Source organism: Nocardia implantans (genome assembly GCF_035544775.1).
GTDB classification, from domain to species: Bacteria; Actinomycetota; Actinomycetes; order Mycobacteriales; family Mycobacteriaceae; genus Nocardia; species Nocardia implantans.
In genome coordinates this window covers 46,889-72,293 of record NZ_JAYKYQ010000022.1, presented here as the reverse complement: position 1 = coordinate 72,293, position 25,405 = coordinate 46,889, and the positions used below count along the sequence as shown (strand labels likewise).

The 25,405-nt window shown below is 69.0% G+C and carries 27 protein-coding genes; 10 read left to right on the top strand and 17 right to left on the bottom strand.

Going from position 1 to position 25,405, the window contains the following annotated elements:
• Positions 1 to 64: 64 nt before the first annotated feature.
• On the top strand, positions 65 to 1,162 hold the full coding sequence (locus tag U3653_RS32700) for a glycoside hydrolase domain-containing protein (RefSeq protein WP_195078378.1): 1,098 nt from the start codon (positions 65 to 67) through the stop codon (positions 1,160 to 1,162).
• 416 nt (positions 1,163 to 1,578) lie between these two features.
• On the opposite strand, the gene rpmF is transcribed toward U3653_RS32700, so the two are convergent.
• Genes rpmF through mrf form a run of 3 tightly spaced genes read right to left on the bottom strand, consistent with a single transcriptional unit; the run spans position 1,579 to position 3,357 of the window.
• The gene (gene rpmF / locus U3653_RS32695) at positions 1,579 to 1,752 is read right to left on the bottom strand and encodes a 50S ribosomal protein L32 (RefSeq protein WP_067795428.1); all 174 of its coding nucleotides are present in this window, start codon (positions 1,750 to 1,752) and stop codon (positions 1,579 to 1,581) included.
• Between the two features lies 1 nt (position 1,753).
• Positions 1,754 to 2,014 carry a type B 50S ribosomal protein L31 gene (locus tag U3653_RS32690; RefSeq protein WP_195078377.1) on the bottom strand — a complete coding sequence of 87 codons (261 nt, stop codon included), beginning with the start codon at positions 2,012 to 2,014 and terminating at the stop codon, positions 1,754 to 1,756.
• The gene (gene mrf / locus U3653_RS32685) at positions 2,011 to 3,357 is read right to left on the bottom strand and encodes a ribosome hibernation factor-recruiting GTPase MRF (RefSeq protein WP_323124151.1); all 1,347 of its coding nucleotides are present in this window, start codon (positions 3,355 to 3,357) and stop codon (positions 2,011 to 2,013) included. Before mrf ends, U3653_RS32690 begins: the two co-directional genes overlap by 4 nt.
• 102 nt (positions 3,358 to 3,459) lie before the next feature.
• Between mrf and rpmB the strand changes: the two genes are divergently transcribed.
• The 4 genes from rpmB to rpsR are packed head-to-tail and all read left to right on the top strand — an operon-like array spanning position 3,460 to position 4,473.
• Positions 3,460 to 3,696 (top strand): 50S ribosomal protein L28, encoded by a 237-nt coding sequence (gene rpmB / locus U3653_RS32680; RefSeq protein WP_063052922.1) that lies wholly within the window; start codon positions 3,460 to 3,462, stop codon positions 3,694 to 3,696.
• Between the two features lie 10 nt (positions 3,697 to 3,706).
• Positions 3,707 to 3,877: a 50S ribosomal protein L33 gene (gene rpmG, locus U3653_RS32675; protein ID WP_019049259.1), complete on the top strand. Its 171-nt coding sequence runs from the start codon at positions 3,707 to 3,709 to the stop codon at positions 3,875 to 3,877.
• Between the two features lies 1 nt (position 3,878).
• Positions 3,879 to 4,184 carry a 30S ribosomal protein S14 gene (rpsN, locus tag U3653_RS32670; RefSeq protein WP_195078376.1) on the top strand — a complete coding sequence of 102 codons (306 nt, stop codon included), beginning with the start codon at positions 3,879 to 3,881 and terminating at the stop codon, positions 4,182 to 4,184.
• Positions 4,185 to 4,218: 34 nt separating this feature from the next.
• Entirely contained in the window at positions 4,219 to 4,473 is a 255-nt protein-coding gene (gene rpsR, locus U3653_RS32665; protein ID WP_011211513.1) for a 30S ribosomal protein S18, read from the top strand.
• Between the two features lie 87 nt (positions 4,474 to 4,560).
• Here the strand turns inward: rpsR and U3653_RS32660 are convergent, their stop codons facing one another.
• On the bottom strand, positions 4,561 to 5,142 hold the full coding sequence (locus U3653_RS32660; RefSeq protein WP_195078375.1) for a LysM peptidoglycan-binding domain-containing protein: 582 nt from the start codon (positions 5,140 to 5,142) through the stop codon (positions 4,561 to 4,563).
• A gap of 213 nt (positions 5,143 to 5,355) precedes the next feature.
• Between U3653_RS32660 and U3653_RS32655 the strand changes: the two genes are divergently transcribed.
• A complete protein-coding gene (locus U3653_RS32655; protein WP_195078374.1) occupies positions 5,356 to 5,817 on the top strand; it encodes a hypothetical protein in 462 nt (153 codons plus the stop codon).
• A 215-nt stretch (positions 5,818 to 6,032) separates the two neighbouring features.
• Here U3653_RS32655 and purH read toward each other — a convergent pair whose 3' ends face one another.
• The 7 genes from purH to U3653_RS32620 form a co-directional block, all read right to left on the bottom strand.
• On the bottom strand, positions 6,033 to 7,604 hold the full coding sequence (purH, locus tag U3653_RS32650; RefSeq protein WP_195078373.1) for a bifunctional phosphoribosylaminoimidazolecarboxamide formyltransferase/IMP cyclohydrolase: 1,572 nt from the start codon (positions 7,602 to 7,604) through the stop codon (positions 6,033 to 6,035).
• Entirely contained in the window at positions 7,601 to 8,257 is a 657-nt protein-coding gene (gene purN / locus U3653_RS32645; RefSeq protein WP_195078435.1) for a phosphoribosylglycinamide formyltransferase, read from the bottom strand. The genes purH and purN overlap by 4 nt, the downstream gene beginning before the upstream one ends.
• Before the next feature lie 58 nt (positions 8,258 to 8,315).
• Positions 8,316 to 9,806, bottom strand: coding sequence for a cell division protein PerM (locus U3653_RS32640; RefSeq protein ID WP_195078372.1), 1,491 nt, complete (start codon positions 9,804 to 9,806; stop codon positions 8,316 to 8,318).
• 92 nt (positions 9,807 to 9,898) lie between these two features.
• A complete protein-coding gene (locus tag U3653_RS32635; RefSeq protein ID WP_195078371.1) occupies positions 9,899 to 10,981 on the bottom strand; it encodes a DUF5336 domain-containing protein in 1,083 nt (360 codons plus the stop codon).
• 411 nt (positions 10,982 to 11,392) lie between these two features.
• Positions 11,393 to 12,307 (bottom strand): succinate--CoA ligase subunit alpha, encoded by a 915-nt coding sequence (gene sucD / locus U3653_RS32630; protein ID WP_195078370.1) that lies wholly within the window; start codon positions 12,305 to 12,307, stop codon positions 11,393 to 11,395.
• Positions 12,308 to 12,332: 25 nt separating this feature from the next.
• Positions 12,333 to 13,499 (bottom strand): ADP-forming succinate--CoA ligase subunit beta, encoded by a 1,167-nt coding sequence (gene sucC / locus U3653_RS32625; RefSeq protein WP_195078369.1) that lies wholly within the window; start codon positions 13,497 to 13,499, stop codon positions 12,333 to 12,335.
• 392 nt (positions 13,500 to 13,891) lie between these two features.
• Complete coding sequence (locus U3653_RS32620) at positions 13,892 to 14,020, bottom strand: hypothetical protein (RefSeq protein WP_323124150.1); 129 nt, start codon at positions 14,018 to 14,020, stop codon at positions 13,892 to 13,894.
• Between the two features lie 15 nt (positions 14,021 to 14,035).
• Between U3653_RS32620 and U3653_RS32615 the strand changes: the two genes are divergently transcribed.
• Positions 14,036 to 15,253, top strand: a complete 1,218-nt coding sequence (locus U3653_RS32615; RefSeq protein ID WP_195078368.1) for a M23 family metallopeptidase — start codon at positions 14,036 to 14,038, stop codon at positions 15,251 to 15,253.
• A 72-nt stretch (positions 15,254 to 15,325) separates the two neighbouring features.
• Here U3653_RS32615 and U3653_RS32610 read toward each other — a convergent pair whose 3' ends face one another.
• The 3 genes from U3653_RS32610 to pcrA form a co-directional block, all read right to left on the bottom strand.
• Complete coding sequence (locus tag U3653_RS32610) at positions 15,326 to 15,634, bottom strand: hypothetical protein (RefSeq protein WP_195078367.1); 309 nt, start codon at positions 15,632 to 15,634, stop codon at positions 15,326 to 15,328.
• Positions 15,635 to 15,990: 356 nt separating this feature from the next.
• A complete protein-coding gene (locus U3653_RS32605) occupies positions 15,991 to 16,416 on the bottom strand; it encodes a hypothetical protein (protein ID WP_195078366.1) in 426 nt (141 codons plus the stop codon).
• Positions 16,417 to 16,473: 57 nt separating this feature from the next.
• On the bottom strand, positions 16,474 to 19,056 hold the full coding sequence (pcrA, locus tag U3653_RS32600; protein WP_195078365.1) for a DNA helicase PcrA: 2,583 nt from the start codon (positions 19,054 to 19,056) through the stop codon (positions 16,474 to 16,476).
• A 387-nt stretch (positions 19,057 to 19,443) separates the two neighbouring features.
• Here pcrA and U3653_RS32595 point away from each other — a divergent pair, with 387 nt between their 5' ends.
• Positions 19,444 to 19,737 (top strand): chorismate mutase, encoded by a 294-nt coding sequence (locus U3653_RS32595; protein WP_062977356.1) that lies wholly within the window; start codon positions 19,444 to 19,446, stop codon positions 19,735 to 19,737.
• 108 nt (positions 19,738 to 19,845) lie between these two features.
• Here U3653_RS32595 and U3653_RS32590 read toward each other — a convergent pair whose 3' ends face one another.
• Positions 19,846 to 20,397, bottom strand: a complete 552-nt coding sequence (locus U3653_RS32590) for a hypothetical protein (RefSeq protein WP_195078364.1) — start codon at positions 20,395 to 20,397, stop codon at positions 19,846 to 19,848.
• Between the two features lie 60 nt (positions 20,398 to 20,457).
• Here U3653_RS32590 and U3653_RS32585 point away from each other — a divergent pair, with 60 nt between their 5' ends.
• Positions 20,458 to 21,087 (top strand): hypothetical protein, encoded by a 630-nt coding sequence (locus U3653_RS32585; protein ID WP_195078363.1) that lies wholly within the window; start codon positions 20,458 to 20,460, stop codon positions 21,085 to 21,087.
• Between the two features lie 148 nt (positions 21,088 to 21,235).
• Here U3653_RS32585 and U3653_RS32580 read toward each other — a convergent pair whose 3' ends face one another.
• Positions 21,236 to 22,693: an NAD-dependent succinate-semialdehyde dehydrogenase gene (locus U3653_RS32580; RefSeq protein WP_195078362.1), complete on the bottom strand. Its 1,458-nt coding sequence runs from the start codon at positions 22,691 to 22,693 to the stop codon at positions 21,236 to 21,238.
• A gap of 103 nt (positions 22,694 to 22,796) precedes the next feature.
• On the opposite strand from U3653_RS32580, the gene pgi reads away from it, so the two are divergent.
• Positions 22,797 to 24,434, top strand: coding sequence for a glucose-6-phosphate isomerase (gene pgi, locus U3653_RS32575; RefSeq protein ID WP_195078361.1), 1,638 nt, complete (start codon positions 22,797 to 22,799; stop codon positions 24,432 to 24,434).
• 9 nt (positions 24,435 to 24,443) lie between these two features.
• On the opposite strand, the gene U3653_RS32570 is transcribed toward pgi, so the two are convergent.
• Complete coding sequence (locus tag U3653_RS32570; protein ID WP_195078360.1) at positions 24,444 to 24,983, bottom strand: potassium channel family protein; 540 nt, start codon at positions 24,981 to 24,983, stop codon at positions 24,444 to 24,446.
• Positions 24,984 to 25,405 lie beyond the last annotated feature (422 nt).

The window sequence follows — 25,405 nt, the reverse complement described above, 5'->3', positions numbered from 1 at the left end:
CGTGGGCGAGCGGGATTCGGCGATGCCACGGTCGCACCCGCCCGGCCCACTTACAGTGGAGGCCATGCGTTTCGGTCTCGATTACGCCGCGGGGCGCCCGGGGGGCGCGGCGATTCGGGCGGCGGGGTACGACTTCGTTGTACGGTATCTGTCCGACGGCGGCCCGAGTCTGCCCGGCAAGCTGCTCACCCCGGCCGAGGCGAACGATCTGCGTGCGCACGGAATCTCGATCGTCTCGAACTGGGAGACCACGGCCGCGCGAATGCTGGACGGTTACGGCGCCGGCATCGTCGACGCGCGTGCGGCTCTCGCGCAAGTGCTGCGCTGCGGCGGCCGGGTGGACCGTCCGATCTATTTCTCCGCGGATTTCGACGCGACGCAACAGGACCAGTTGCGCATCAACGCTTATCTGGACGGCGCGGCGACCGTGCTCGGCCGCGCGAACGTCGGCATCTACGGCGGGTACTGGGCGGTCAGCCGCGCGCTGGACGCCGGGTACGCGACCTGGGCCTGGCAGACCGACGCATGGTCCGGCACGAACGTGGAGACCAGGCGTGCCATTCATCAGACGCGGCGCCAAGTGACGGTCGGCGGCGTGCGCTGTGACGTGAACGAGGCCGAGACGATCGATTTCGGCCAGTGGGATTTCGTGGAACAGGAGGAGCCGGACGTGACGCCGGAACAAGAGGCAGTGCTGCGCGACATCCAGATCCAGCTGCGCGGACCCGACTTGTCCGGCTGGCCGCAACTGGGCGCGGACGCGGACGGCCGGAATCGTACGCTGGTGGACGGATTGGCCGCGGCGCTGGCGCGCATCGCGACATTGGAGCACGAAGCCGCTGAATTGCGAACGCGAGTAGGCGAATTGCGTACCGAGATCAGCGAACTGGAAGCGACGACGGCCGAGCTGACCGAGCAGGTGGAGCGCTGGAACGGACGCCACTGGCCGTGGCCGCTGTCGCTGATCGAGGGCCCGGCGGCGCTGGTCGGTGAACAGCTGGCTCGCCTGGAGGCGTTGCTGCCGGACTTCCCCGGCCTGCCCGGCCACGACGGCACCCGGCGCGCGGCGGACGACGACGCCGAACCGGCGGCGTTGACCTCGAAAAACCGAGCCCACACCGGCGCGATCGACGAACGCGCGCCGTTCGGTGAACGCGAGTGACCGGGAGAGTGAAACCGGCTGACTGCCCCCAAAATTGGCGATGAGCGGGTTCTCTTGGGAACCAAGAGAACCCGCCCTCGACGACGAGGGTACCGGTATCGGGCTGCGAGCGCACCATTTTCGGCGAACTTTTCTGTGACCGAAAACCAACCGACGGTCCGGGATCCCGCCGGTGGCTATTCGGTCGCAATCGCCCCTGGCGCAATAGTGCGACGTGATGCCGGACACATTGATAGCTAGAGATTAGCTACATACTTCCCGATGGCCCGGAAATTTTTTTCCAGAAGGCGCCGAAGTGGCCGTTTCCGGACGGTCGACCAGCACCTCACGGGTTCCGGGCGTCAGTGGCATCGGTCGAGCAATCACCGGTCGCGGCGTCGGCGCCGGGCCGGGAGGCCGGCTCGCGGGCGTACCGCTCAGAGTTTCTCGACGTCGATCAAGCCGCGCCGCACGGCAGCGACCAACCTGCGCGGCACCCGGTGCACAACGCCGCCGATGGTGACCGGCACCAGATCCACCGGCGCGGCCTTCCAATTCGACCGGCGGCTGCGCGTGTTCGACCGCGACATCTTCCGCTTCGGCACCGCCATCTCAGGCCTCCTTCCGCACGCGCTTGCCGTACTTGCGTTCGAACTTCTCCACCCGTCCCTGAGCATCCAGCACGCGGTGCGCGCCGGTCCAGAACGGGTGCGAGTCGGCGGTGACGTCCACCGTCAGCAGCGGGTAGGTGTTGCCGTCGGTCCACTCCACGGTGCGCGCGCTGGTCGCCGTGGACCGGGTGAGAAACCGCTTGCCGGTGCCCGCGTCCTCGAAGACCACCGGGTGGTAGTCCGGATGGATACCTTTCTTCATTTCGCCTCTCCCTTCGGGGTTTTCAGGTCCTGCGCGGGCTGCCCGGACTCCTCGTCGCTCACGCACGGGTCGGCGTGCCACTCGCCGAACGGGTCCTCCCATCGGGCGACGCGCTCGGGTGCGCGCTCGACCAGGCGCAGTTCGTCGTCCTCCACCAGCGCCCAGTGCAGCGCTTCGCGGATCTGCGCCGGATCGGCGTCGTGCACCAGGATCGACAGCGAGACGTCGCGGTCGCCGAAGCGCTCGTCCCAGCGCAGCGCGGCCATCGCCCGGCGCTCCGGGTCCGCCTCGGCCAGTTCCGCTTCCGGCATCGCGGCCAGCCAGCGCCCGGCACCGCCTACGCGCAGGCCACCGCCGGCGGATTCCAGCCACACCACCTCGTCGGGCTGGGTGGCCAGCCACAACCGTCCGCGGGCGGTCACCACGCCGTCGAACAACACGTCGAGCGCCTCGTGCAGCCGGGCGGGGTGAAACGGCCGGGCCGCCGCGAATTCCACGAGTTCCACGCCATAGTCACTGGTCAGCGGCGGTCGGCCGCGTAGAAGCGGTGCGTGCGCGTCGAAGACCCGGCCGCGGCGCGAATCGGCGGGCACGCGCGCGAGCAGGGACTCGACCAGGGCTGGTGTGACGGAGTTCGGCTCGTCCACCCAGGCGACCGGCGCGCCGGGAACCAGCCTGGCCAGGATCGCGGCGAGCTTGCCCCGCTCGACCGCGGCGTCGGCGAACGGTGCCGCGGCCGCGGCACCGAGGACGATGACGGCATCGGCGAAATCGACCTGCCCGACGGCGACCTGAGCCACCGTGCGGTCGTCCTCCGCGGCGGCGAGGCCGCGTTCGGCGAGCGTCTCGTCCCCGGTCGCGTCGGCGAGCCAGACCGCCGCGTCCAGACAGGTCAGCACGGCATCCACGCGCACGTCGCGCCCGGCGGGGCCGTCGACGCGACCGTGCACCCCGGTGACCACTACGTGCTCGATGGCTTGGCACACCGCTTCGGCCTCGAAGGCCGGGTCCAGCGCGAGCACGATGCGATCCACGGATTCGCGCCGGGCCAGGGTGCACAGCAGCGGCAGCAGATCCATGCGCAAGGTGCAGGAGACACAGCCGTGCGCGAGTTCGAGCACGGCCGAAGTCTCACGCGTCGCGGTGCGCACCGTGCGATGCACGATGCCCTCCCGCAGTTGGGTCAGATCATGGCGGACCACGACGGTGCCCGCGGCCATGCCCAGCATCGCGGCCGCGCGATCCACGCCCGCCGCGGCGAGTCCGGCGAAACCGGCGAGCACCACCACGGGCGTTCTGCGGTCGGAGCCGGGTGGGACCAGGGTGGAATCTGCCGCCGCCACCGGAAACCCCTTTCAGTAACGATTTTCATTTGCTGTACGGCAACGGTACATTGTCGAGCAGTTGTTGTCGAAAATGATTGTCATCTACTGGAGGGAGTCCGGATGTCGGCCCACTGCCAGGTCACCGGGCGCAAGCCCGGATTCGGCAAGTCCGTGTCGCACTCGCACAAGCGGACCAGCCGCCGCTGGAACCCGAACGTCCAGCGCAAGACCTACTACCTGCCCAGCGAAGGCCGGCGCATCACGCTGACCGTCTCCGCCAAAGGCATCAAGACCATCGACCGGGACGGCATCGAGGCCGTGGTGGCGCGCCTGCGCGCCCGCGGCGACAAGATCTGAGGAGCGACCCATGGCGTCGAAATCGACCGACATCCGCCCGATCGTCAAGCTGAAGTCCACAGCCGGTACCGGGTACACCTACGTGACCCGCAAGAACCGCCGCAACGACCCCGACCGCCTCGTGCTGCGCAAGTACGACCCGGTGGTCCGCAAGCACGTCGACTTCCGCGAGGAGCGCTGAGATGGCCAAGAAGTCGAAGATCGAGCGCGATCAGCAGCGCAGGGCGATCGTGGCGCGCTACGCGGCGCGCCGCGCCGAACTGAAGGAGATCATCCGCAAGCCGGGCACGCCGGAGGACGAGCGGGCGGCCGCCCAGGCCGAACTGCGGCGGCAGCCCCGCGACGCCAGTCCGGTACGATTGCGCAATCGGGACGCCGCCGACGGACGACCGCGCGGTCATCTCCGGAAGTTCGGACTTTCCCGTGTGCGTGTGCGCGAGATGGCCCACCGGGGCGAGTTGCCCGGTGTGCACAAATCGAGCTGGTAGACAACCACTGATGTCGTGAGAAGGAACTCGTCATATGGCAGTCAAGCGAGCACCGTCGAAGAAGGTTCGCGCAGAGCAGGCCCGCCGTCCGAAGAAGAACCCGCTCATCGCGGCCGGCATCGAGACGGTCGACTACAAAGACGTGAACCTGCTGCGTACGTTCATCTCCGATCGCGGCAAGATCCGCAGCCGTCGGGTCACCGGGCTCACCCCGCAGCAGCAGCGTCAGGTCGCCGTCGCGGTGAAGAACGCCCGTGAGATGGCGCTGCTGCCGTTCACCAGCCGCTAGGCGCGCCCCGCGCACGAGCGAACCGGAAAGACCCCCGATGCGCGAGCACCGGGGGTCTTTGTCGTCGTCGCTACCGAACCGGCCGGGTCACGGGATGGTCAGCACCTGGCCGGGGTTGATCGCGTCCGGGTTCGGGATGCCGCTGGCATCGGCGATCTCCTGGTAGCGGTTGCCGTCGCCGTAGAAGCGCTCGGCGATGGCCCACAGGGTGTCGCCCGGCTCGACGGTGTAGGTGCGCGGCTCGGGCGCGGGCGGCGGAGGCGGGACCTCCTCGGCGGCCGGAGCCGCGGGCTGCTCCTCCTGCACCGGTTCCGGCTCCGGGGCCGGCAGCGGAGTGTCGGTGTTGGTGCCGGAGGCCCACAGCGCGCTGCCGTCGTTGCCGTACAGCACGACGTTGCGGTCCGCCTGCACGACCAGGCGGTCGGCGGCCTGACCGTTGGTCTCGGTCGCCCACGCGGCGCCGTCGCTCTTGTAGAGGACGAAGTTGCCGTCGTCCTGCAGCACGGCCCGCTCCACGCCCTGGTCGTGCGTCTGGGTGGCCCACACCACATTCCCGCCCGGCTCGGACAGCACCAGATTGCCGTCCTCCTGCAGGGTGAGGGTGTAAGCCCCGCCCTGGAGGGACTGACCCCGTCCGAGTTCTTCGCCTACGCGCAGCGTGTCGACCACGTTGGTTCCTTTCCGGAAAAAGCTGGTAGAGCATCCGACATGACGAGCGCCGCAACGGTTTCGGCGCGCGTCCCCGCAGAACTTACTGGGCTCGAACGGTTTTGGGAGCTATTACGCGCACGGTTCGCGGAACGTTCACTGTGGGGTTCGTCCCAGTGCACCATCCACCCGCGGCGAACTCCGTGAACCGCCGCCGAGACTAGGGTGATCGGTATGGATCGGATCCAGGCCGGACGCGCCGCCACAGTTGTCGCCGTAGTGCTCGCCTGTCTCGCCGCCGCGGGCTGCGGCGGCTCGGACGACGGAACGAAGACGCCGAGCACGAGCGCCGCCACGTCCGCGGCGCCCAGCACGCCGACCGAGGACCCACGCGGGAACCAGGGCAACGAATTCACCGCGGACCCGACCATCGTCGGCGCGCACCCGATCCCCTTCCGATCGTGGACTCGACTGGGAGACAACAAGATAGCCGTGAACTTCGAAACCGGGTCGCCGGAGTGCTACGGCGTGGACGCCACGGTCACCGAGACCGCGTCGACGGTCACGGTGGAACTGCGCTCCGGCAGCCGCGCCGAGGCGGTCGGCCGGATGTGCGCGATGATCGCGGTGTTCGGCACCCTCGAGGTGCCGCTGAAGGAACCGCTCGGCAACCGCACCGTGCTCAGCGCGGTCTAGGACGCCGCGCGCACGGCGGGCCTGCCCATACTCCCCCGTCCGCAACCGGATAGCTGTCGACTTGCGATGGGCGTCGGCACGAAGAACACGGCCTCACCTCGGCACGGTTGCCAGCCGCCCGAACCTTGCCGGACCACGCGGACACCGTTGGAAAGCGAACGAAGAACGCCACGCCGAATCCTCGATCCGGCGCGGCGTTCGGCGAACTGCCGTCCTCAGTGGGCGAAGTGGCGAGCCCCGGTGAGATAGAGGGTCACACCCGCCTCGCGGGCGACGTCGATGGTCTCCCGGTCGCGCACCGAGCCGCCGGGCTGCACGATGGCGCGGACACCGGCCTGGATCAGGGTCTGCGGACCGTCCGGGAACGGGAAGTAGGCATCGGAGGCCGCCACCGACCCCTTGGCCCGATCCCCCGCCCGCTGGACCGCGAGGCCGACCGCGTCCACGCGATTGACCTGGCCCATGCCGACGCCGACCGAAGCGCCGTCGTGCGCGAGCAGGATGGCGTTGGACTTCACCGCCCGGCAAGCACGCCAGGCGAACGCCAGGTCGGCGAGCGTCTCCGCGTCGGCGGCCTCGCCCGCGGCCAGCGTCCAGTGGGCCGGGTCGTCGCCCGGCGCGTCCAGCACGTCGCGCTGTTGCAGCAGGACGCCGCCGCTGATCGGGCGCAGTTCCGCGCCAGCGCGCGCCGGCGGCTCGGCGACGAGGATGCGCACGTTCTTCTTGCGCTGCAATACCTCCACCGCGCCGTCGGCGTAGGACGGCGCGACGATCACCTCGGTGAAGATCTCGGCGACCTGCTCGGCCAGCTCCACGGTGACCTCGCGGTTCGCCGCGATCACCCCGCCGTACGCGCTCACCGGATCGCAGGCGTGCGCCTTGCGGTGCGCCTCGGCGATGTCGGCGCCCAGCGCGATGCCGCACGGGTTGGCGTGCTTGATGATCGCCACGGCCGGGGCCTCGTGATCGTAGGCGGCGCGCCAGGCCGCGTCGGCGTCGACGTAGTTGTTGTACGACATCTCCTTGCCGTGCAACTGCCGCGCCTGCGCCAGCCCGAGCTTGCCGTCGCCGTTGACGTACAGGGCGGCGGACTGATGCGGGTTCTCGCCGTAGCGCAACACCGCCGAGCGCTCCCAAGTGCCGCCGAGCCACTCGGGGAACCGGGTCGCCGCGTCCTCGGCCGTGTCGCCCGCGCTCAGCACGTCGGTCATCCAGCTCGCGACCGCCACGTCATAACTCGCGGTGTGCTGGAAAGCCTTGGCCGCCAGTGCCGTTCGCTCGGCCAAGGTGAAGCCGCCGGACTTCACCGCGGCGAGCACGTCGTCGTAGTCGCCGCTGTCCACGACCACCGCCACCGACGGGTGGTTCTTCGCCGCGGCGCGCACCATGGACGGCCCGCCGATATCGATCTGCTCCACGCACTCGTCGGGGGTCGCCCCGCTCGCCACGGTCTGGGTGAACGGGTACAGGTTCACCACCACCAGCTGGAACGCCTCGACGCCGAGCTCGACCAGCTGGTCGACGTGCTCCTGCTTTCGCGAGTCGGCCAGGATGCCCGCGTGCACCCGCGGGTGCAGCGTCTTGACCCGGCCGTCGAGGGTCTCCGGGAACCCGGTCAGGTCCTCGACCTTGGTCACCGGGATGCCCGCGTCCGCGATCCTGCCCGCGGTGGACCCGGTCGAGACCAGCTCGATGCCCGCCGCGTGCAGACCGGTCGCGAGCTCCACGAGACCCGTCTTGTCGTAGACGCTCACCAGCGCCCTGCTGATCGGCTTGCGTTCACTCACCGGAGAACTCGCTCATCTGGGATAACTGCCTTTCGTCCGTCGGAGACAATGCCTCGCGTCGCGACGGCGGCGACGACCTCCGCCAGCAACCGTCGCTCGACAATCTTGATGCGCTCGTGCAGGGTGGCCTCGTCGTCACCCGGCAGCACCGGCACCGCCTCCTGCGCCAGGATCGGCCCGGTGTCCACGCCCTCGTCGACCAGGTGCACGGTGCAGCCGGTGACCCGCGCTCCGTAGGCGAGCGCGTCGCGCACGCCGTGCGCGCCGGGGAACGCGGGCAGCAGGGCGGGGTGGGTGTTGATGATCCGGCCGCCGAACCGGTCCAGGAACGCGGGGCCGAGCAACTTCATGAAGCCCGCCGACACCACCAGATCCGGCTGGTGCGCGGCGACCGCGTCGGTGAGTTCGGCGTCCCACGCGGCGCGGTCGGGAAAGTCTTTCAGCGCCACCCGGAAATGCGGTACGCCCGCGGCGTCTGCGTGGGCGGTCGCCGCGCAGAGCCGGTCGACGCCGACCGCGACGACCTGCGCCGGATAGCCGGGCTCGGCCGTGGCCTCCAGCAGGGCGTGCAGCAGCGAACCGGTGCCCGACGCCAGGACGACAACGGTGGCCGGCGTCGTCACGGGCTTCCACGAGGCAGGCTGGGACGTCAGCGCTCTACTCCCCTGATCGGTCGGATGGCGGACGGATGCGGCACCGCCGGGTTAGAGCCTAACGACCGTCCACCCGGTCACTGTCCGGCAGGTCCGCCTCGACCACCTCGGCGTCGACGATGTCGCCCGCGCCGTGCTCGTGGCGGCGGACGCCGGTCTCGATCGCGGGCGGCTCGTCGACGAGCTCGGCGTCCAGCGGGCCTTCCAGCTCGGGCCGGTCGTAGTCGTCGTAGTAGTCGTCGTCCTCGTAATAGTCGCCGTCGTCCGCCGCGTAGTAGTCGTCGTAATCGTCCTCGTCGCGGTAGTCGTCGTAGGGATCGGTGTAGTCGGCCGGTGGAACGCCGACCGGCACCAGGAACCAGCGGGCGAACACCAGGCCCGCGTAGCCGGGAATCGCGAGCCAGGCGAACGTGACCAGCGCGAAGATCGGCAGTCGCAGGCCGACCCTGCCCACCTCGCCGAGTTCGCCGCCAGCGACCGCGCCCGCCACGGTCAGCGCGAGCGCGGCGAGCGCGGCGGAGACGAGCGTGGCCCACGGTGCGCCGATCCGGTCGGTGGAGGTGCGCGCGATGTCCAGCCCGCCGAGCACGCCGACCGCAGCGGGGATCAGCAGCAACACCGGCCACCATCCCGCAGCCGGACCGGTCGGCACCGCGGCGAGCAACGGAAAGGCCGGGATCGGGCCGCCCACGACGGCGAACACCCCGAAGGAGGCGACGCCGATCTGCGCGCTGGAACCGACCAGCACACCGACAGTGTGGATCACCAGGTTCGGCAGATAGGCCACCGAGAGCAGCGTCAGGCCGAGGACGCCCCCGGCATTGCCCGCCGATTGATACATATCGCCGAGCCGCGACACGTGCGCGAGGAAGGACACCACCACCACCGCGGTCGCGCAACCCAGCAGGCGCAGCACGGACCGGCCCGCGCCGTAGAGGCCGGAGACCGCCCAATCGGGCAAGCGCAGCACCACGAACAGCTCGCGCCGCAGCCGGACGGCGATGCCGATCGCGGCGGCCAGCAGATACAACGCGGCCACCCACGCGAACGCGGCGAGGGTGTTGGGCGGTTGCAGCGCGAAGACGCCGGAAGCATCCTCGGTGACCGCGAGGCAGACGGACGTGACCAGCAGCGGACCGCCCACCGCGGCCCCGACGATCCACCCGAGATCCGCGCGGGTGCATTCGGGTTCCACGGCGCGCGCGCATTCCCGCGCGGCCAGCCACACCAGCAGTCCGGTGGGCAACAGCGGGAGCAATCCGAGCGAGGTCTTGCCGATCACCAGCGAAACCTGGTGCACGCCCAGCCAGGAGGCGGCGATCGCGCCGGACGCGCCGTCCAGATCGCTGCCCGCCGCCAGCAGCGTGGCGAGCACGAGGACGACCAGGGTGGTCAGCCCGAACGCGGACGGGCGGCCCGCGACGGCGATGAGGACTCTGGAGCGCTCCGGGGTGAGGGACAGAAACCCGGCTTCGTCCGCGTCGGGGTGCGGCTGCGACGAGCGCGGCCCGCCGATCCGGCGGGCCGAGGAGTTTCTGGAGGAGCTCATGACATTTCAGCGTGGCATCCTCCCCGGCGCGAACGGGTCAGGCGCGCCGCTGGCACGCGATCGCCGCACCGGGGAGGAGTCCGCCGAGTTCGCTACTTGTTCTTGTCGTCCGAGGGGCGGAACGCCTGAGTGGCGTCCGAGGACGGGTCGCCGCTCTGCTCGCCGCCGAACGGACCGCTCTGCTGGCTCTGCTGGCCCTGCTGGGCCTGCTGGCCCTGCTGCTGGCCGTAGCTGGGCGAACCGTAGGGCGACTGCTGGCCGGACTGCTGCTGGCCCCCGAAGTGCTGGGTCACGCTCTCGTCCGGACGCGGCTGCGCGCCATAGGGCGAACCCGGCTGCTGCTGCGCGCCGTAGGCCGTGGTCGGCTGGCTCTGCCCGTAGGGCGACTGCGGCTGTCCGTACGCCTGGCCCGGCTGGCTTTGTCCGTAGCCCGGCTGGCTCTGCCCGTAAGGCGACGGCTGCCCTTGCTGGGAGGGGAATTGCGGCGGCGCGGACTGCGTGCCGTACCCGCCCTGCCCGTAGGAACTCGCGCCGTAGCCGGGCTGCTGGCCCGGCTGCCCGTAGGACGGCTGCCCTTGCCCGAACGACGCCTGCTGGCCGTAGCCGCCCTGGCCGAACCCGCCCGGTGCGGCGGCCGGACGCGGTGCGGGCGCCTTGATGATGCCCACCTCGAACAGCGTCGCGGCGATCGCCACCGCCGCCTGCACGAACGACAGCACCAGCAGGACGTACGCACCCGCCTTCAGCTCGCTGCCCGCACCGAAGTTGAACGACTGGAACAGCAGCGCGACGAAGCCAGCGGTCGAAACCGCCGCGGCCGCGCCGGTCCAGTTCTGCTTGGGCAGCAGCGACAGCGCGGCGAGCAGGCCGCCGAGCAGCAGCAGGCCCAGCAGCGGCGAGCCGGACGCCACCTCGAAGGCGTTGCGCGTCTCCGCACCGCTGACCCTGGTGCCGCCGAAATCGATCGGCTTGCTGCCGAGGAACGGCAGGAAGCCGAGCAGGAAGTTGATCACGCCGAGCGCCGCTACGCCGACCACCAGGAAGAACGGCAGACCTTTGGCATCGGAACCGGTAGCGCTCGAACCTGAAGTGGCACCACCCGCGGCCGGGCTCTGGCTGGATGGCGCTGAGGGCGAGGGTGTGGTGTACCCGGAGCCCCCGGTCGGGTAGGACATGTCGTCGTCTCCTAAATCGAGTCGTACATGGTCTTCACGGCTGGATTACTTCTGACGCTACTGCACTCCCTCGCTCGGGTCATCCCGCCGCGACGGCCGGAAGAGACGGGTTCGCCCGCGTTCCGGCAGGTCGCGGCCGGTGTCCGGCGCGGAGTTCCTAGCGAGACCACCTACCGCTCATTGAAACTGTTGCCCGCGATGGCGCTTTTCACACCACACGGATTCTCAACGGCGGGGAATTCCGGGTGACGATCCGATGAACCATCCGCCCGGCTGCGTCGTGATGGCTGACGAGGAGAACCACGAGTGGCCGGTCAGGACGCTCGGCTTCTGCCCAAGCCTGAGCCCACCGCCACACATGACGAAGGCCGCCCCCCGAACTCGGAGGCGGCCTTCGTGCACGGTGGGAGATCAGGCGCTGATGCTGGCCTTCTCCAGGATCTCGCGGGCCAGCGCGGCGGTCTCGGACGGCGTCTTGCCGACCTTCACGCCCGCGGCCTCCAGCGCGTCCTTCTTCGCCTGGGCGGTGCCCGACGAGCCGGACACGATGGCGCCCGCGTGGCCCATCGTCTTGCCCTCGGGGGCGGTGAAGCCCGCCACGTAGCCGACGACCGGCTTGGTGACGTTGGCCTTGATGTAGGCCGCGGCGCGCTCCTCGGCGTCGCCGCCGATCTCGCCGATCATCACGATCAGCTGGGTCTCCGGGTCCTTCTCGAACGCCTCGATGGCGTCGATGTGGGTGGTGCCGATGACCGGGTCGCCGCCGATGCCGATGGAGGTCGAGAAGCCGAAGTCGCGCAGCTCGTACATCATCTGGTAGGTCAGCGTGCCCGACTTGGAGACCAGGCCGATCGGGCCCTTGCCGGTGATGTTGGCGGGGGTGATGCCGACCAGCGACTCGCCGGGGGTGATGATGCCGGGGCAGTTCGGGCCGATGATCCGGGTCTTGTTGCCCTTCTCCACGTTGTAGGCCCACGCGTAGGCGGTGTCCTGCACCGGGATGCCCTCGGTGATGACCACCAGCAGCGGGATCTCCGCGTCGATGGCCTCGATGATGGCGTCCTTGGCGAACTTCGGCGGCACGAACGCGATGGACACGTCTGCGCCGGTCTCCTTGATGGCCTCGGCGACGGTGCCGAAGACCGGCAGCTCGACCGCGTTGCCGTCCTTGTCGGTGTGCGCGACGGTGGTGCCCGCCTTGCGCGCGTTCACACCGCCCACGATCTGGGTGCCCGCCTTCAGCATCAGCGCGGTGTGCTTGGTGCCCTCGCCGCCGGTGATGCCCTGGACGATGACCTTGGAGTCCTTGTTCAGGAAGATAGACATTCTTTTCGTCCTTACTCGGCCGTCGTTATCGGGCGGCTGCCAGTTCGGCGGCCTTGTCGGCGCCTTCGTCCATTGTCTGCGCCAGCGTCACCAGCGGGTGGTTGGCGTCGGCCAGGATCTTGCGACCCTCCTCGACGCGGTTGCCGTCCAGGCGGACGACCAGCGGCTTGTTGGCCTCGTCGCCCAGGATCTCCAGCGCCTTCACGATGCCGTTGGCGACCGCGTCACACGCGGTGATGCCGCCGAACACGTTGACGAACACGCTCTTGACCTGGTTGTCGTTCAGGATGACGTCCAGACCCGCCGCCATCACCTCGGCCGAGGCGCCGCCGCCGATGTCCAGGAAGTTGGCCGGCTTCACGCCGCCGTGGCCCTCGCCCGCGTAGGCGACGACGTCCAGGGTGGACATGACCAGGCCCGCGCCGTTGCCGATGATGCCGACCTCGCCGTCGAGCTTGACGTAGTTGAGGTCGTTCTCCTTGGCCTTCAGCTCGAGCGGGTCGGTCGCGTCCTTGTCGGCGAACGCCTCGTGCTCCGGGTGGCGGAATCCGGCGTTCTCGTCCAGGGTGACCTTGCCGTCCAGCGCGAGGATCTCGTCCTGCGGAGTGCGCACCAGCGGGTTGACCTCGACCAGGGTGGCGTCCTCGGCGACGAAGACCTCCCACAGCTTCTGGATGGTCACGGCCGCGGCGTCCAGCACGTCGGCGGGCAGGTGGCCCTGCTCGGCGATCGAACGCGCGAACGCCAGGTCGACGCCCTTGACCGCGTCGACGGGAACCTTCGCAAGCCGCTCCGGCTTGGTGGCGGCGACCTCTTCGATCTCCATGCCGCCCTCGACCGAGCACATGGCCAGGTAGGTCCGGTTGGCCCGGTCCAGCAGGAAGGAGATGTAGTACTCCTCCGCGATGTCCTTGGCCTCGGCCACCAGGATCTTCTTGGTGATGTGGCCCTTGATGTCCAGGCCGATGATGTTCTGCGCGTGCGTGAGCGCGTCGTCCGGGGTCGCGGCGTACTTGACGCCACCGGCCTTGCCGCGGCCACCGGCCTTCACCTGGGCCTTGATCATCACCGGCTTGCCGATTTCCGCCGCGATGGCGCGGGCGTCCTCGGCCGTGTCCGTGACGCGGCCCTCGGACGAAGGCACTCCGTGCTTAACGAAGAGCTCCTTCGCCTGATATTCGAAGAGATCCATGTACTCACCGTCTCGTCTGCGTTGTGATGACAACGTCTTTGTTGGCGGCCCGACGTCGGAAGCGGGTCGGGTCGGACTCTAACCAGTCACATGGAGGGCCAATCGGCCACGTTCATCCTAAGTGGCGCAGGTCACGGAGCAACGTCCGGAGCGGCAAAACCGCTGGCCAACGCTACTGGCGAGTAGGTTGCTGGCGGCGCGCCAGGTAGAGCGGGCGCCCGAGGGCGACGGCGCCGTCTACTACAAATCGTCGTTGATCGACCTCTCCGGGATGCCCATACCGCAGTGAGATATTCCGAGGAAGAAGAGTGATGAATCTCACATGTTTGTTACGAACCCTGCGCATCGCTTGTCGCGGCTCAATCGTTTCGTTACCGTCATTGCGGTCGATGTCACAACACGGTCACGACTAGGAGGACGGCAAGTTTGACGCAGCACAGCGCTCCGCAGACGGAGAGCCGCTCCGCATTCGACCGATCGACGCCGCTGGTCAGGCGGCATTCGAGTTCCACCAGCTTCACGATGTGGCACCGCCGATGAACCACAGCTCCACTTTCGCTCTCACCGATCGCTCGCGGACGGGACATCGTTACCGCCCCGATGACGAGCCGTTCGCCCCGGCGAGCTACGCCTCCTACGAGGCTCCGCAGGGCGAGTACGACTTCCAGCCCGCCGATGCCGGATACGGCTTCGAGGCCGAGCAGCCCGTCCACGACGGTGGCTACGACCAATCGGCCTACGCGAACGCGGCCGCGGACAACTCCTGGGCCACGAACAACGCGTGGGCGCAACAGAATTGGACGCAGCAAGAGGCCTGGTCCGATGGCGCCGCCTGGAACTCCGGCGAGGCGTGGGCCGAAGAGGAGACCTGGGCGCCCGACGAGCGGTCCTGGGTGTCCGACACCGGCTGCTGGGCTCCCGAGGAGTCCTGGGCGACCGAGACCACCGAGCCCGAGCCCGAAGAGCCGAGCGCACCCGCTCTCCCGACCGTCATCCCGGCGCGCCGCGCGGCGAACAAGCGCGGTGGCGCGCATCGGGTGGCAGCGCCGCCCGCCGCGCTGAAGGGGCGCGCCGCGGTGGCGGCCGTCGCCGCCGGCGCCGTGGTAGCGGCCGGGCAGGCCGCGTTCGCCTCGCCCGAGCAGCCGTCGCAAGCGGTCGACTACGAAGCCGCGGGGCAGATCCACGAGATCGCCGCCCAGTCGATGAACGTGGCCGATCCGACGGCCTCGCCGGACTCCCCCCAGGTGCTGAGCGTTTCCGCGCCGGCCAACCTCGATCAGTTCAACGACATTCTGCAGAAGGGCCAGAAGTACGCCGAAGACCTCGCCGCCCAGGAGGCGTCGAAGCTGCGGCCGCTCTTCAGCAGGTTCGCCGCAGGCACTTTCACGTCCGGCTTCGGCGCCCGCTGGGGCGTGCAGCACCTCGGCATCGATATCGCGGGCCCGATCGGCACCCCGATCTACGCCGTCGCCGACGGCACCGTGATCGAGGCCGGTCCCGCGTCGGGCTTCGGCATGTGGGTCCGCCTGCTGCACGACGACGGCACCATCACCATCTACGGCCACATCGACACCGCCACGGTGTCGGCGGGCCAGCGGGTGCTCGCCGGTGACCAGATCGCCACCATCGGCAACCGCGGGTTCTCCACCGGCCCGCACTGCCACTTCGAGGTCTGGCTGAACGGCACCGACAAGGTCGATCCGCTGCCCTGGCTCGCCACCCGCGGCATCAGCCTGGGCCCGCAGCGCGACTGAAACGGCAGCCGTCCGCACATCGCTGACCCGCATCCAGCGACGGCCGATCGCGATACGGCGGGCGGAACGGCCTCACATGGCAGGGATGCCGGTAGGGCCGGTGTCCTTGAACAGTTCGGGGGCCGTGCGACGAACTTCGCCCAAGGCAGTGGTGGCACGCGCGGATTTCACGGCGTGCAGAGCGGGTACGGCGGTGCGCCACATGTCGACAGCGTCGGTGTGCTTGCCGAGTTTCCAGCGCAGGAGCCCGGTTTCAGCAGCGCTGAGCGCCCACACACGGGCGTGCGTCTCGTGATCCCAGATGGTGGTGGCCAGCTCGTAACAACGTGCGGCATTGGCGAGGTCGCCTAGGGCGAGGAACGTCTTTGCGGTCTGGTCCACAACCGTCCCCTTGTTGGGGCACCACATCGACACCCAGCGGGGCTGTTCGCTGGTCAGGTCAGGAGTTATGTGGGTTCAGCGGTGCGCAGAGCGGCCAGTGCTCGACTGTGGTCGCCGGTTTCGGCGTGGCAGCGTGCGACTGCGATCGTGAGCAATGCCGCCACATCCGGTCCGAGTCGGCCGCCGTCCCGAGTTACGGCCGCTTCGGCGAGGGCGGGACTACGCCGTAGCCGGAGCCGTGGCTCACGAGGCCGAAGGGGTCGGTGGCGGGAGTGTCCGCCCATCGCGGCTGGCGGTGCGCGCGGTGGTGATCGACGTGTGCGACCACGTCGGCCGCAGGTGCGAACCAGTCACGTCTACGGCGCTGCCGCGATCGCGAGACCGATCAGCGCGACGACCTTGACGACCTCCAGGCCGATGTACCAGTAGTGCGCGTGGGAGCGCGGCAGATCCTCGCCGGCCAGTACGCGATCGGACCGGCGGGACAGTGGCGGGCGAACCGCCACGATTTGGACGGCCAGCACTACTGCGGCGATGCCGAGCCACACCCAGGTCGCGGTGCCGGGGGCGACGATCAGGGCCGCGAGTACCAGCAGTGCCGCGAGCACTGCTTCGACGGTGTTGAGCGCGCGGAACACCAAGCGGCCGATGCCGAGACCCAGCGGCAGTGTGACGCCGGGAGCGCGGAACTTCAGGGGCGCTTCCAGGAAGGAGATGGCCAGCACCATGCCGAGCCAGAGCATGGGCAGGAACCACAGGAGATGCTGTGCGATCGTATCCACGTCGCGGACCCTACCGGCGCGCGGCAGATGCGGGCAGGGTCCAAAGGCCCGCGCGGCTCACAGCTTGACCAGCGTGCGGCTGTACTGCGGGATCAACCGGATCTTGCCCGCGGTGCCGAAGTCGATGGTCACGGTGGCCAGTGGCCCGAAGCCCTCGGCGGCGATCACCCGGCCGAGACCGTACTTGTCGTCGCTGACCCGATCGCCCACGGCGAGAACCAGATTGGTGTTGTTGCGGGTCGCGCCGCCGGGAGCGGGCCTGCGCGGTCCGCGATCACGCAAGCCGGGCCGCGGCTCCGACCATCCGTCGCCGCGCGTCCAGTCCCGTTCCAATCCGTCGTCGTCGCCGCGCCGTCGCAGACCCCGCGTTCCGGGTGAACCGGCGGGCTCGAGCCGACGCCAGTCGATGAGGTGACCCGGAATCTCCTGCAAAAAACGCGATTCGGGGTTCGACACCGGCTGGCCCCAGCCGGAACGCACCACCGCGCGCGTCAGATACAGCCGCTGCCTGGCCCTGGTGATGCCGACGTAGGCGAGGCGGCGTTCCTCGGCCAGCTCGGTCGGATCGCCGAGCGCCCGCATGTGCGGGAACTGCCCGTCCTCCCAGCCGGTCACGAACACCACCGGGAATTCCAGCCCCTTGGCGGTGTGCAGGGTCATCATCGTGACCACGCCGGAGCCCTCGTCCGGAATCTGGTCGGTGTCGGCCACCAGCGAGACGCGCTCCAGGAACGCGGCGAGCGAACCCGGATCCGGCTCGCCTTCGCCCACCTCGGGCAACAGCCCCTCCTGCCGGGCCGCCTCCGCGTTGTTGCGCGCCTCGGAGCTGAATTCCCGTGCGACACTGACCAACTCGTTGAGGTTGTCCAGCCGGGCGCCGTCCTGCGGGTCGTCGGAAGCCTCCAGCTCGGCGTGATAGCCGGTGCGCTCGAGCACCGCCTCGACGACGTTGCCCACATCGGGAAAGTCGGATTCCGCTTGTTCGCCCGCGGCCCTGATGTCGTCGAGCAGTTCGAGGAAGCCCGCGATGGCGCGCTGCGCGCGCGTGTTCAGCAGCGCCACCTTGCCTTCTGCGGCGTCGCGCAAGGCGGCGGCGAAACCGATCCCGCGCTGTTCGGCATGCACCGCCACGCAGGCTTCGGCCCGATCGCCGATGCCGCGGCGCGGGGTGTTCAGGATGCGGCGCATGCTCACCGCGTCGTCGGGGTTCTCCAGCACGCGAAGGTAGGCGACCACGTCGCGTACCTCTTTGCGCTCGTAGAAGCGGACGCCGCCGACCACCTTGTAGGGCAGGCCCATCCGGATGAAGATCTCTTCCAGCGCGCGGGAGTTGTTGTTCGTGCGGTAGAACACCGCGACATCGCCGTAATTGGCATCGCCTTGGTCGACCAGCCGGTCGATCTCGCGGGCGACGAACGACGCCTCGTCGTGCTCGTTGTCGGCGACGTAGCCGGTGATCAGCTCGCCCTCGCCGGAATCGGTCCACAGCTTCTTGTCGCGCCGGTTCTCGTTACGCGAGATCACCGCGTTGGCGGCGGAGAGGATGTGCTGGGTGGAGCGGTAGTTCTGTTCCAGCAGAATGGTTTCCGCGTCGGGGAAGTCGCGCTCGAACTCCTCGATATTGCGGATCGTCGCGCCGCGGAAGGCGTAGATGGACTGATCGGCGTCGCCCACCACGCACAGTTCGCTCGGCGGCACCCGGTCCTGCGCCGCGTCTTCCGCGTGGTGGCCGACCAGCTCGCGGACCAGCACGTATTGCGCGTGGTTGGTGTCCTGGTACTCGTCCACCAGCACGTGCCGGAACCGGCGGCGGTAGTACTCGGCGACCTGCGGGTGGTTCTGCAGCAGCGCCACCGTCTCGCCGATCAGATCGTCGAAGTCCAGCGCGTTCGCCGAGCGCAGCCTGCGTTGATACTCGGTGTAGACCCGCGCCACCAGGCCGGGCAGCTCCGTGTCGTCCGATTCCGCGTCGGCGGTGGCCCGGGCCGGGTCGATGAGTTCGTTCTTCAGATTCGAGATCGCCGTCGCCAGCAGCCGCGCCGAGTACTTCTTGGCGTCGATGTCCAGGTCGCGGCTGATCATGGTGAGCAGGCGGCGGGAATCGTCCGCGTCGTAGATGGAGAAATTGGAGTTCAGGCCGGGCAGCAGCGCCGCCTGGGTGCGCAGGATGCGGACGCAACTGGAGTGGAAGGTGGAGACCCACATGGCGTTCGCCCGGGGGCCGACCAGCCCGGTCACCCGCTCCCGCATCTCCGCGGCGGCTTTGTTGGTGAACGTGATGGCCAGCACCTGGCCCGGCGTGACGCCGCGGGCGGCCAGCAGGTAGGCGATGCGACGAGTGAGCACGGCCGTCTTGCCCGAGCCCGCGCCCGCCACGATGAGCAGTGGGGAACCGGTGTGCACCACCGCCGCGCGCTGCTGCGGATTCAGGCCGTCGAGCAGGCGCTCGGCCTCCTCGGCGCGCCGCTGTTCCCGCTCGACACGCTGCCGCTCGCGCTCGGCATCCGTCGGCGGCGCCTCCGGAATGGCGGCAGGCTGCGCCGCCTCCGCTGCCTTACCGCCGGCGAGCTGCGGTTTCGATGTCGGATCCGGGTGCACGACCCGACCGGCCTGCGTCTTGGGAGCCACCGTGATGTCCATCGTCCATCCACGCTACCGGCGGCCACCGACAGAGATGAAGCCCCGGGTGACATCGGTATCGGTTCGGCCCCGGCCGACTGAACGGCGAGTGAACTCCCCCTGGTGGGAAGGGTGCGTGAAACGACCAGCGATTCTCGCGCGATTGCCAAACGTACCCGTTTTGCATACCCCCCAGCCCGTGGCACACTGGCGACATGCTCAGCGCTTTCGCAAGACATCCGATTCGGCGGCCAGCCGAACGCCGGGATCGCGGAGCCTGTACCTGAGCACACCTACTTGGGGGGACAATACAAGGCCCCACCAGGTCTGTTTCACGGTGAAAGAACTGATCGGTAACGAGCCCCGTCGGCACGCGCCGATCGAAGTTCTGACACGAGGAGATGAATGATGAGCACCCCTGCCACGACGACCGGGTCCGAATCCGCGCTGCCGCAGACCGAGGCCGAGATCGACAAGCTCCGCAAGGAGATCGACCGTCTCGACGCGGAGATCCTGGCCGCGATCAAGCGCCGGACGGAGATTTCCCGGATCATCGGCCGGACGCGCATGGCGTCGGGCGGGCCGCGCCTGGTGCACAGCCGCGAGATGAAGGTGCTGGAGCGCTTCAGCGAACTCGGCCAGGAGGGCCACACCCTCGCCATGCTGCTGCTTCGCCTCGGCCGCGGTCGCCTCGGCCACTGAACCGATAGCACGCGGCGCTCGTGAGACCGTCGCTTCCGAACAGGCCGCCCCGGGTGTCTTGCACCCCGGGGCGGTCGCTTCATGTCCGCCCATGCCGGCCCACCGACGCTATCCGGGTTCCGCGGCCGTTGCCTGCCCTGCGGTGGAATCGTTCAGGACACGCAGGTCGGCCCTCAGCTCGGCTTCGATAGGTTCCGCATGCGAGCGAATGGCGGGATGAACGTGGCGAAGATACTCGAGGTCCTGACTCGTCCGTTCGATCGCGGCCGCTCGTTCCGCGGGGGTGCCCTCGGCCGCGATCGTGCGATTGGTCAGAACACGCCAATCTATTCCCGATTCGTCCAGCGCCTGTCGCAACGCCGCACCGGGCGGCTGATGCAACCCGATGAAATCTATGTCCGCGGTCGTGAGATCGAACATTTGGGCTTCGAAGAAATGGCCGGCGCGAAAGTCCGCTCCGAGATAGTCGCGGCCGATGGGAGCCATACCGTTCACTCCGGCGCCATAGGAGTATTCCGAAGGGTTGTCCACGGGGGAGGGTATCGCCAGTTCCCTCTCCACCAGCGAGTCACCGAACGTGATGGTCGTTCGTGACCGGGCCTCCGGCTTCAGGTAGATCTGATTGTCGCCGTAGTTCAGCTCCGACAACGCATCGATCATGCCGTCTTGGGACGGTCGCACTCCGTCCACGGCGACGTAGCCGTAGACGGGCGGGTTGTCGTGGACGTGCGGGCCGAACCACTCGGCCTCGGCATGGGCGCGAACGCCCGCGGGGTTGCGAATGCCCCTGATCCGCCCTTCCTCGAGGATTGCCAGGAGTTTGTCGTCGCGGACGCGGATAGCGAGCGGTTTCCCGTCGAGCGCGTCTTTCAGCTCACGCCGCATCTGCTCGCGTACCTCGGCGCTGTCCCGGCCGAGAGAAGCCGCCGTTTCCTCGATTCTCCGGTCGATGAGGGCGTATTGCTCCAGCCGCGACAGCCGACGGTTGGCTATGAAGTCGCCCAATTCCTCGTTGGTCGGTGTTCTCTCGCCGAAACGTCGATTCAGGTCGGCTTCGAGTCGCTGTCCGGCCCGGCTCAGCGACGCTCGGTCCGGTGGCGGGGGGCACAAATCCCGCCTGGGACCGGCATCGCCACCTGCCGCACGCCGGATCGCGAGGTCACCGTCGGCGTCGCCGTGCGTGTGGGCCTCGATGACGTGCCGGGAACCGCGGGCCGCGCCTGTCTTCATGTCCGCGACGCCCTCGGCTCCCTTCTCGGTCAGCCGTTTCAGATCGTCCACGACCCGCAAGAAGGCTCTGACGATGCCGTTGCTCAATCCGGCATCACCGGCGCCCGCGCCTTCTCATGATCAGCCCCTTCGCCGCCTCCTCCGACCCCAGGTCGAGGCTAGTGTCGAAGCTCGACGAAGTCGTCCCCCGGAAAGCATGGGGATGTGGGCGATCGCCGCCGACAGATTCAGGTGCGCGACCGATCGCGTTCGGTACCGCGGCACTCTCTCACGTAAGCGCGATGTACTTGGTGGACAGGTACTCCTCGATGCCCTCGGTGCCGCCCTCCCGGCCGAAGCCGGACTCCTTGACGCCGCCGAAGGGGGCGGCGGGGTCGGAGATGACGCCGCGGTTGACGCCGACCATGCCGGATTCCAGGCCCTCGGCGATCCGTAGCGCGCGCTCGAGGTCGCGCGTGTAGACGTAGCTGACGAGCCCGAATTCCGTGTCGTTGGCGGCGGCGAGCCCCTCTTCCTCGGTGTCGAAGCCGACGATCGGCGCGACCGGGCCGAAGACCTCCTCGCGCAGGATCCGCGCTTGCGGCGGGACGTCGCGCAGCACGGTGGCCGGGTAGAACCAGCCGGGCCCGTCGGGCGCCTTGCCGCCGATCAGCACCTGCGCGCCCTTCTCGACGGCGTCGTCGACCAACTCGCCGACCGTGCGCAGCTGCTCCTCGTTGATCAGCGGGCCCAGCGTGGTGTCCGGGTCGGCGCCCGGCCCGAGCCGCACGCTGCTCGACATCGCCTCGACCAGTTTGCTGGTGAACTCCTCCAGCACGCTGTTGTGCACGTGGAAGCGGTTGGCGGCGGTGCACGCCTCGCCGCCGTTGCGCAGTTTCGCCAGCATCGCGCCCTGCACCGCGGCGTCGACGTCGGCGTCGGCGAACACCACGAACGGCGCGTTGCCGCCGAGTTCCATCGAGGTGCGCAGCAGCCGGTTCGCGGATTTCTCCACCAGCTTCTTGCCCACCTCGGTGGAACCGGTGAAGGTGAGTTTGCGCAGCCGGGAGTCGTCGAGCAGCGGTTGGGTCACCGCGCCGGAGCGGCTGGAGGTGAGCACCGACAGCACGCCGTCGGGCAGGCCTGCCTCGCTGCACAGCTTGCCGAGCAGCAGCATGGTCAGCGGCGTCGCGGAGGCGGGCTTGACGATCATCGTGCAGCCCGCGGCCAGCGCGGGGCCGATCTTGCGCGTGCCCATGGCGAGCGGGAAGTTCCACGGCGTGATCGCCAGGCACGGGCCGACCGGCTGCTTGTGCACCATGATCCGGCCGGTGCCGGAGGGGGCGTGCAGATAGCGCCCGTGCACCCGGGCGGCCTCCTCGCTGAACCAGCGGAAGAACTCGGCGCCGTAGCGCACCTCGTTGCGGCTCTCCGGCAGCGCCTTGCCCATTTCCAGGGTCATCAGCAGGGCGAACTCCTCCGCGCGGGCGGTGATCTGCTCGAATACCGCGCGCAGGATCTCCCCGCGCTCCCGCGCGGGCGTGGCCGCCCACTCGTCCTGCACCGCCACGGCCGCGTCGAGCGCGCGCAGCGCGTCCTCCGGCGTCGCGTCCGCGACGTTCGCCAATACCTCCCCGGTCGCCGGGTTGTGCACCGGGAAGGTGCCCGCGCCGGTGGCGTCGACGGCCCGCCCTCCGATCCACAACTGCTTCGGTACGGATTCGAGAAGTTCACGTTCGGACACCATGACGCCAGCCTATGCCCGATGGGGGAACAGTTCCGGCGGTCCGGCCGACTCTCCGCGCCCGCAGCCGTGCGCGCGGCGGCGCCTGCTTGTACTCTCGGCGAACGTGAGCAGCGACATCACCGCGACGGCGGCATGGCGGAAACTGCACGATCACCACGGCGCCGTCGCTGGACGACACCTGAGGGAGTTCTTCGCCGACGACCCGGCCAGGGGCAGCGAGCTGACCGTCCAGGTGGCGGACCTGCACATCGACTACAGCAAGCACCGCGTGAACCGCGAAACCCTGCACTTGCTGGTGGAATTGGCGCGCGAGGCGGGCGTGCCGCAGCGGCGCGACGCGATGTTCCGCGGCGAGCACATCAACACCTCGGAGGACCGCGCGGTCGGCCACGTCGCGCTGCGGCTGCCGGAAGGCGAGACCATGATCATCGACGGCGTCGACGCGGGCGCCGAGGTGCACGAGGTCTTGCGGCGGATGGGCGAGTTCACCGACGCGCTGCGCTCCGGCGCGTGGCGGGGGGCGACCGGCGAGCGCATCACGACGGTGGTGAACATCGGCATCGGCGGCTCGGATCTGGGGCCGGTCATGGTGCACCAAGCGCTGCGGCACTACGAGGACGCCGGCATCGGCGCCCGATTCGTCTCCAACGTCGATCCCGCCGACCTGGTCGCGAAGCTGGACGGGCTGGACCCGGCCACCACGCTGTTCATCGTCGCGTCCAAGACCTTCTCCACCCTGGAGACGCTCACCAACGCGACCGCGGCCCGGCGCTGGCTGGTCGCCGCGCTCGGCGAGGACGCCGTGGCCAAGCACTTCGTCGCGGTCTCCACCAATGCCGAGCGGGTCGCGGAATTCGGGATCGACACCGAGAACATGTTCGGTTTCTGGGACTGGGTCGGCGGACGCTACTCGGTGGCGTCGGCGATCGGCCTTTCGGTGATGGCGACCATCGGCAAGGAGCGCTTCGCGGAGTTCCTCGCCGGTATGCACGCGGTGGACCGGCACTTCGCCGAGGCGCCGCTGGAGGCGAACGCCCCGGTGCTGCTCGGCCTGCTCGGCGTCTGGTACTCGAACTTCTTCGGCGCGGAATCCCATGCGGTGCTTCCGTATTCGAACGATTTGGCCCGCTTCCCCGCCTACCTGCAGCAGTTGACGATGGAGTCGAACGGGAAGTCGGTCCGCGCCGACGGCACGCCGGTCACCACCTCCACCGGCGAGATCTTCTGGGGCGAACCGGGCACCAACGGCCAGCACGCCTTCTACCAATTGCTGCATCAGGGCACCCGCCTCATCCCGGCGGACTTCATCGGCTTCGCGCAGCCCACCGACGATCTGGCGACCAGCGACGGCACCGGCAGCATGCACGACATCCTGATGAGCAACCTGTTCGCGCAGACCAAGGTGCTCGCGTTCGGCAAGACCGCGCAGGAGATCGCCGCTGAGGGCACCGATCCGGCGATCGTGCCGCACAAGGTGATGCCGGGCAACCGTCCGTCCACCACCATCCTCGCGCCGCGGCTCACGCCGTCGGTGGTCGGTCAGCTGATCGCGCTCTACGAGCACCAGGTGTTCGTGGAGGGCACCATCTGGGGCATCGACAGTTTCGACCAGTGGGGTGTCGAGCTCGGCAAACAGCAGGCGCTCGCTTTGGCGCCGCTGCTCACCTCGGCGGAAGAGCACGGACCGCAAGACGACTCGTCGACCGACTCGCTGATCCGCTGGTACCGCGCCAACCGCTGATCTCGTTCGCTAGTCCGTCGGACGGTCGCGCTGCGCCTGGTCCAATTGCTGGATGATGTGCGAGGTCGATATCGCGATCAGGATGCCGATGACGCCGAGGTCGAAGGCGACCTGCACCATGGTGGCCACCTTGGCGGCGGTTCCGACCGCGTGCACGTCGCCGTAGCCGACCGTGCCCAGCGTGACCATCGTGTAGTAGAGCGCGTCGGTCCGCGTGTGCAGACCCTCGAACTGGCCGGGTGCGCGCAGTTCGAGCACGTAGTAGTAGAGGGCGAAGAACGTCACCACGACGCAGACGACGAGCAGCACGTCGTTGATCCGCCCGACGGTCGCGCGCGGATCCCTGATGTACCGCCGGATCCGCCACCGGGCCAGCCAGATCAGGCCCGCGACGCCGACGACGAACGCGAGCAACGCCGGCACGCCGGACAACCGGCCCAGCGGCACGGCCTGCAGCGGCAGGAAGTAGTAGAACAGCAGAGCGCACACCACGGCGAACAGGTTGTGCAGTGCCCGCGACGCCCTGCCGACCGCGCGATTCTCCGTCATTTTCCCATCATCGGGCCAGGTAGAGCGCATGAGCCACAACACGCGCCGGACGATGCGAAGTTCCCGCCCGCTCGGATGCGGCAGGGACCGGCACGCGAACGGGTGCCCGGATCGCGCCACGGTCGGGAACCTTCACGGACCGGCACTGAGTGGTCTCCGAATTGGCGGAGCACCTCTGCGCGGGCACGCACGGCTTCACCTGAATGGGAACCGAACGTGACCGCGCCGCGCGGACCAGGGTCGCCGCTGCGACCCGTAGTGCTGTGATGCTGGGCCAGTGGCAGCAACCTGTCGCGCCGAGTCTTCGGCTGAACGCATGCCGAGACCCCGGATCGCCGGATTCGGTTGTGCCGGATCGCTCGCTCGCACCGACGCGGTGCGTCGACTGCCCGCCGACGAGACGTCGACCAGCTCGGACGATG

What these genes read in the sequence shown, in the direction of transcription:
- U3653_RS32700 (WP_195078378.1), top strand. Translation starts at nt 65, where the DNA reads ATGCGTTTCGGTCTCGATTACGCCGCGGGGCGCCCGGGGGGCGCGGCG.
- rpmF (WP_067795428.1), bottom strand. Translation starts at nt 1,752, where the DNA reads ATGGCGGTGCCGAAGCGGAAGATGTCGCGGTCGAACACGCGCAGCCGC.
- U3653_RS32690 (WP_195078377.1), bottom strand. Translation starts at nt 2,014, where the DNA reads ATGAAGAAAGGTATCCATCCGGACTACCACCCGGTGGTCTTCGAGGAC.
- rpmB (WP_063052922.1), top strand. Translation starts at nt 3,460, where the DNA reads ATGTCGGCCCACTGCCAGGTCACCGGGCGCAAGCCCGGATTCGGCAAG.
- rpmG (WP_019049259.1), top strand. Translation starts at nt 3,707, where the DNA reads ATGGCGTCGAAATCGACCGACATCCGCCCGATCGTCAAGCTGAAGTCC.
- rpsN (WP_195078376.1), top strand. Translation starts at nt 3,879, where the DNA reads ATGGCCAAGAAGTCGAAGATCGAGCGCGATCAGCAGCGCAGGGCGATC.
- rpsR (WP_011211513.1), top strand. Translation starts at nt 4,219, where the DNA reads ATGGCAGTCAAGCGAGCACCGTCGAAGAAGGTTCGCGCAGAGCAGGCC.
- U3653_RS32655 (WP_195078374.1), top strand. Translation starts at nt 5,356, where the DNA reads ATGGATCGGATCCAGGCCGGACGCGCCGCCACAGTTGTCGCCGTAGTG.
- U3653_RS32640 (WP_195078372.1), bottom strand. Translation starts at nt 9,806, where the DNA reads ATGAGCTCCTCCAGAAACTCCTCGGCCCGCCGGATCGGCGGGCCGCGC.
- U3653_RS32635 (WP_195078371.1), bottom strand. Translation starts at nt 10,981, where the DNA reads ATGTCCTACCCGACCGGGGGCTCCGGGTACACCACACCCTCGCCCTCA.
- sucD (WP_195078370.1), bottom strand. Translation starts at nt 12,307, where the DNA reads ATGTCTATCTTCCTGAACAAGGACTCCAAGGTCATCGTCCAGGGCATC.
- sucC (WP_195078369.1), bottom strand. Translation starts at nt 13,499, where the DNA reads ATGGATCTCTTCGAATATCAGGCGAAGGAGCTCTTCGTTAAGCACGGA.
- U3653_RS32615 (WP_195078368.1), top strand. Translation starts at nt 14,036, where the DNA reads ATGAACCACAGCTCCACTTTCGCTCTCACCGATCGCTCGCGGACGGGA.
- pcrA (WP_195078365.1), bottom strand. Translation starts at nt 19,056, where the DNA reads ATGGACATCACGGTGGCTCCCAAGACGCAGGCCGGTCGGGTCGTGCAC.
- U3653_RS32595 (WP_062977356.1), top strand. Translation starts at nt 19,444, where the DNA reads ATGAGCACCCCTGCCACGACGACCGGGTCCGAATCCGCGCTGCCGCAG.
- U3653_RS32590 (WP_195078364.1), bottom strand. Translation starts at nt 20,397, where the DNA reads ATGATCGATGCGTTGTCGGAGCTGAACTACGGCGACAATCAGATCTAC.
- U3653_RS32580 (WP_195078362.1), bottom strand. Translation starts at nt 22,693, where the DNA reads ATGGTGTCCGAACGTGAACTTCTCGAATCCGTACCGAAGCAGTTGTGG.
- U3653_RS32570 (WP_195078360.1), bottom strand. Translation starts at nt 24,983, where the DNA reads ATGACGGAGAATCGCGCGGTCGGCAGGGCGTCGCGGGCACTGCACAAC.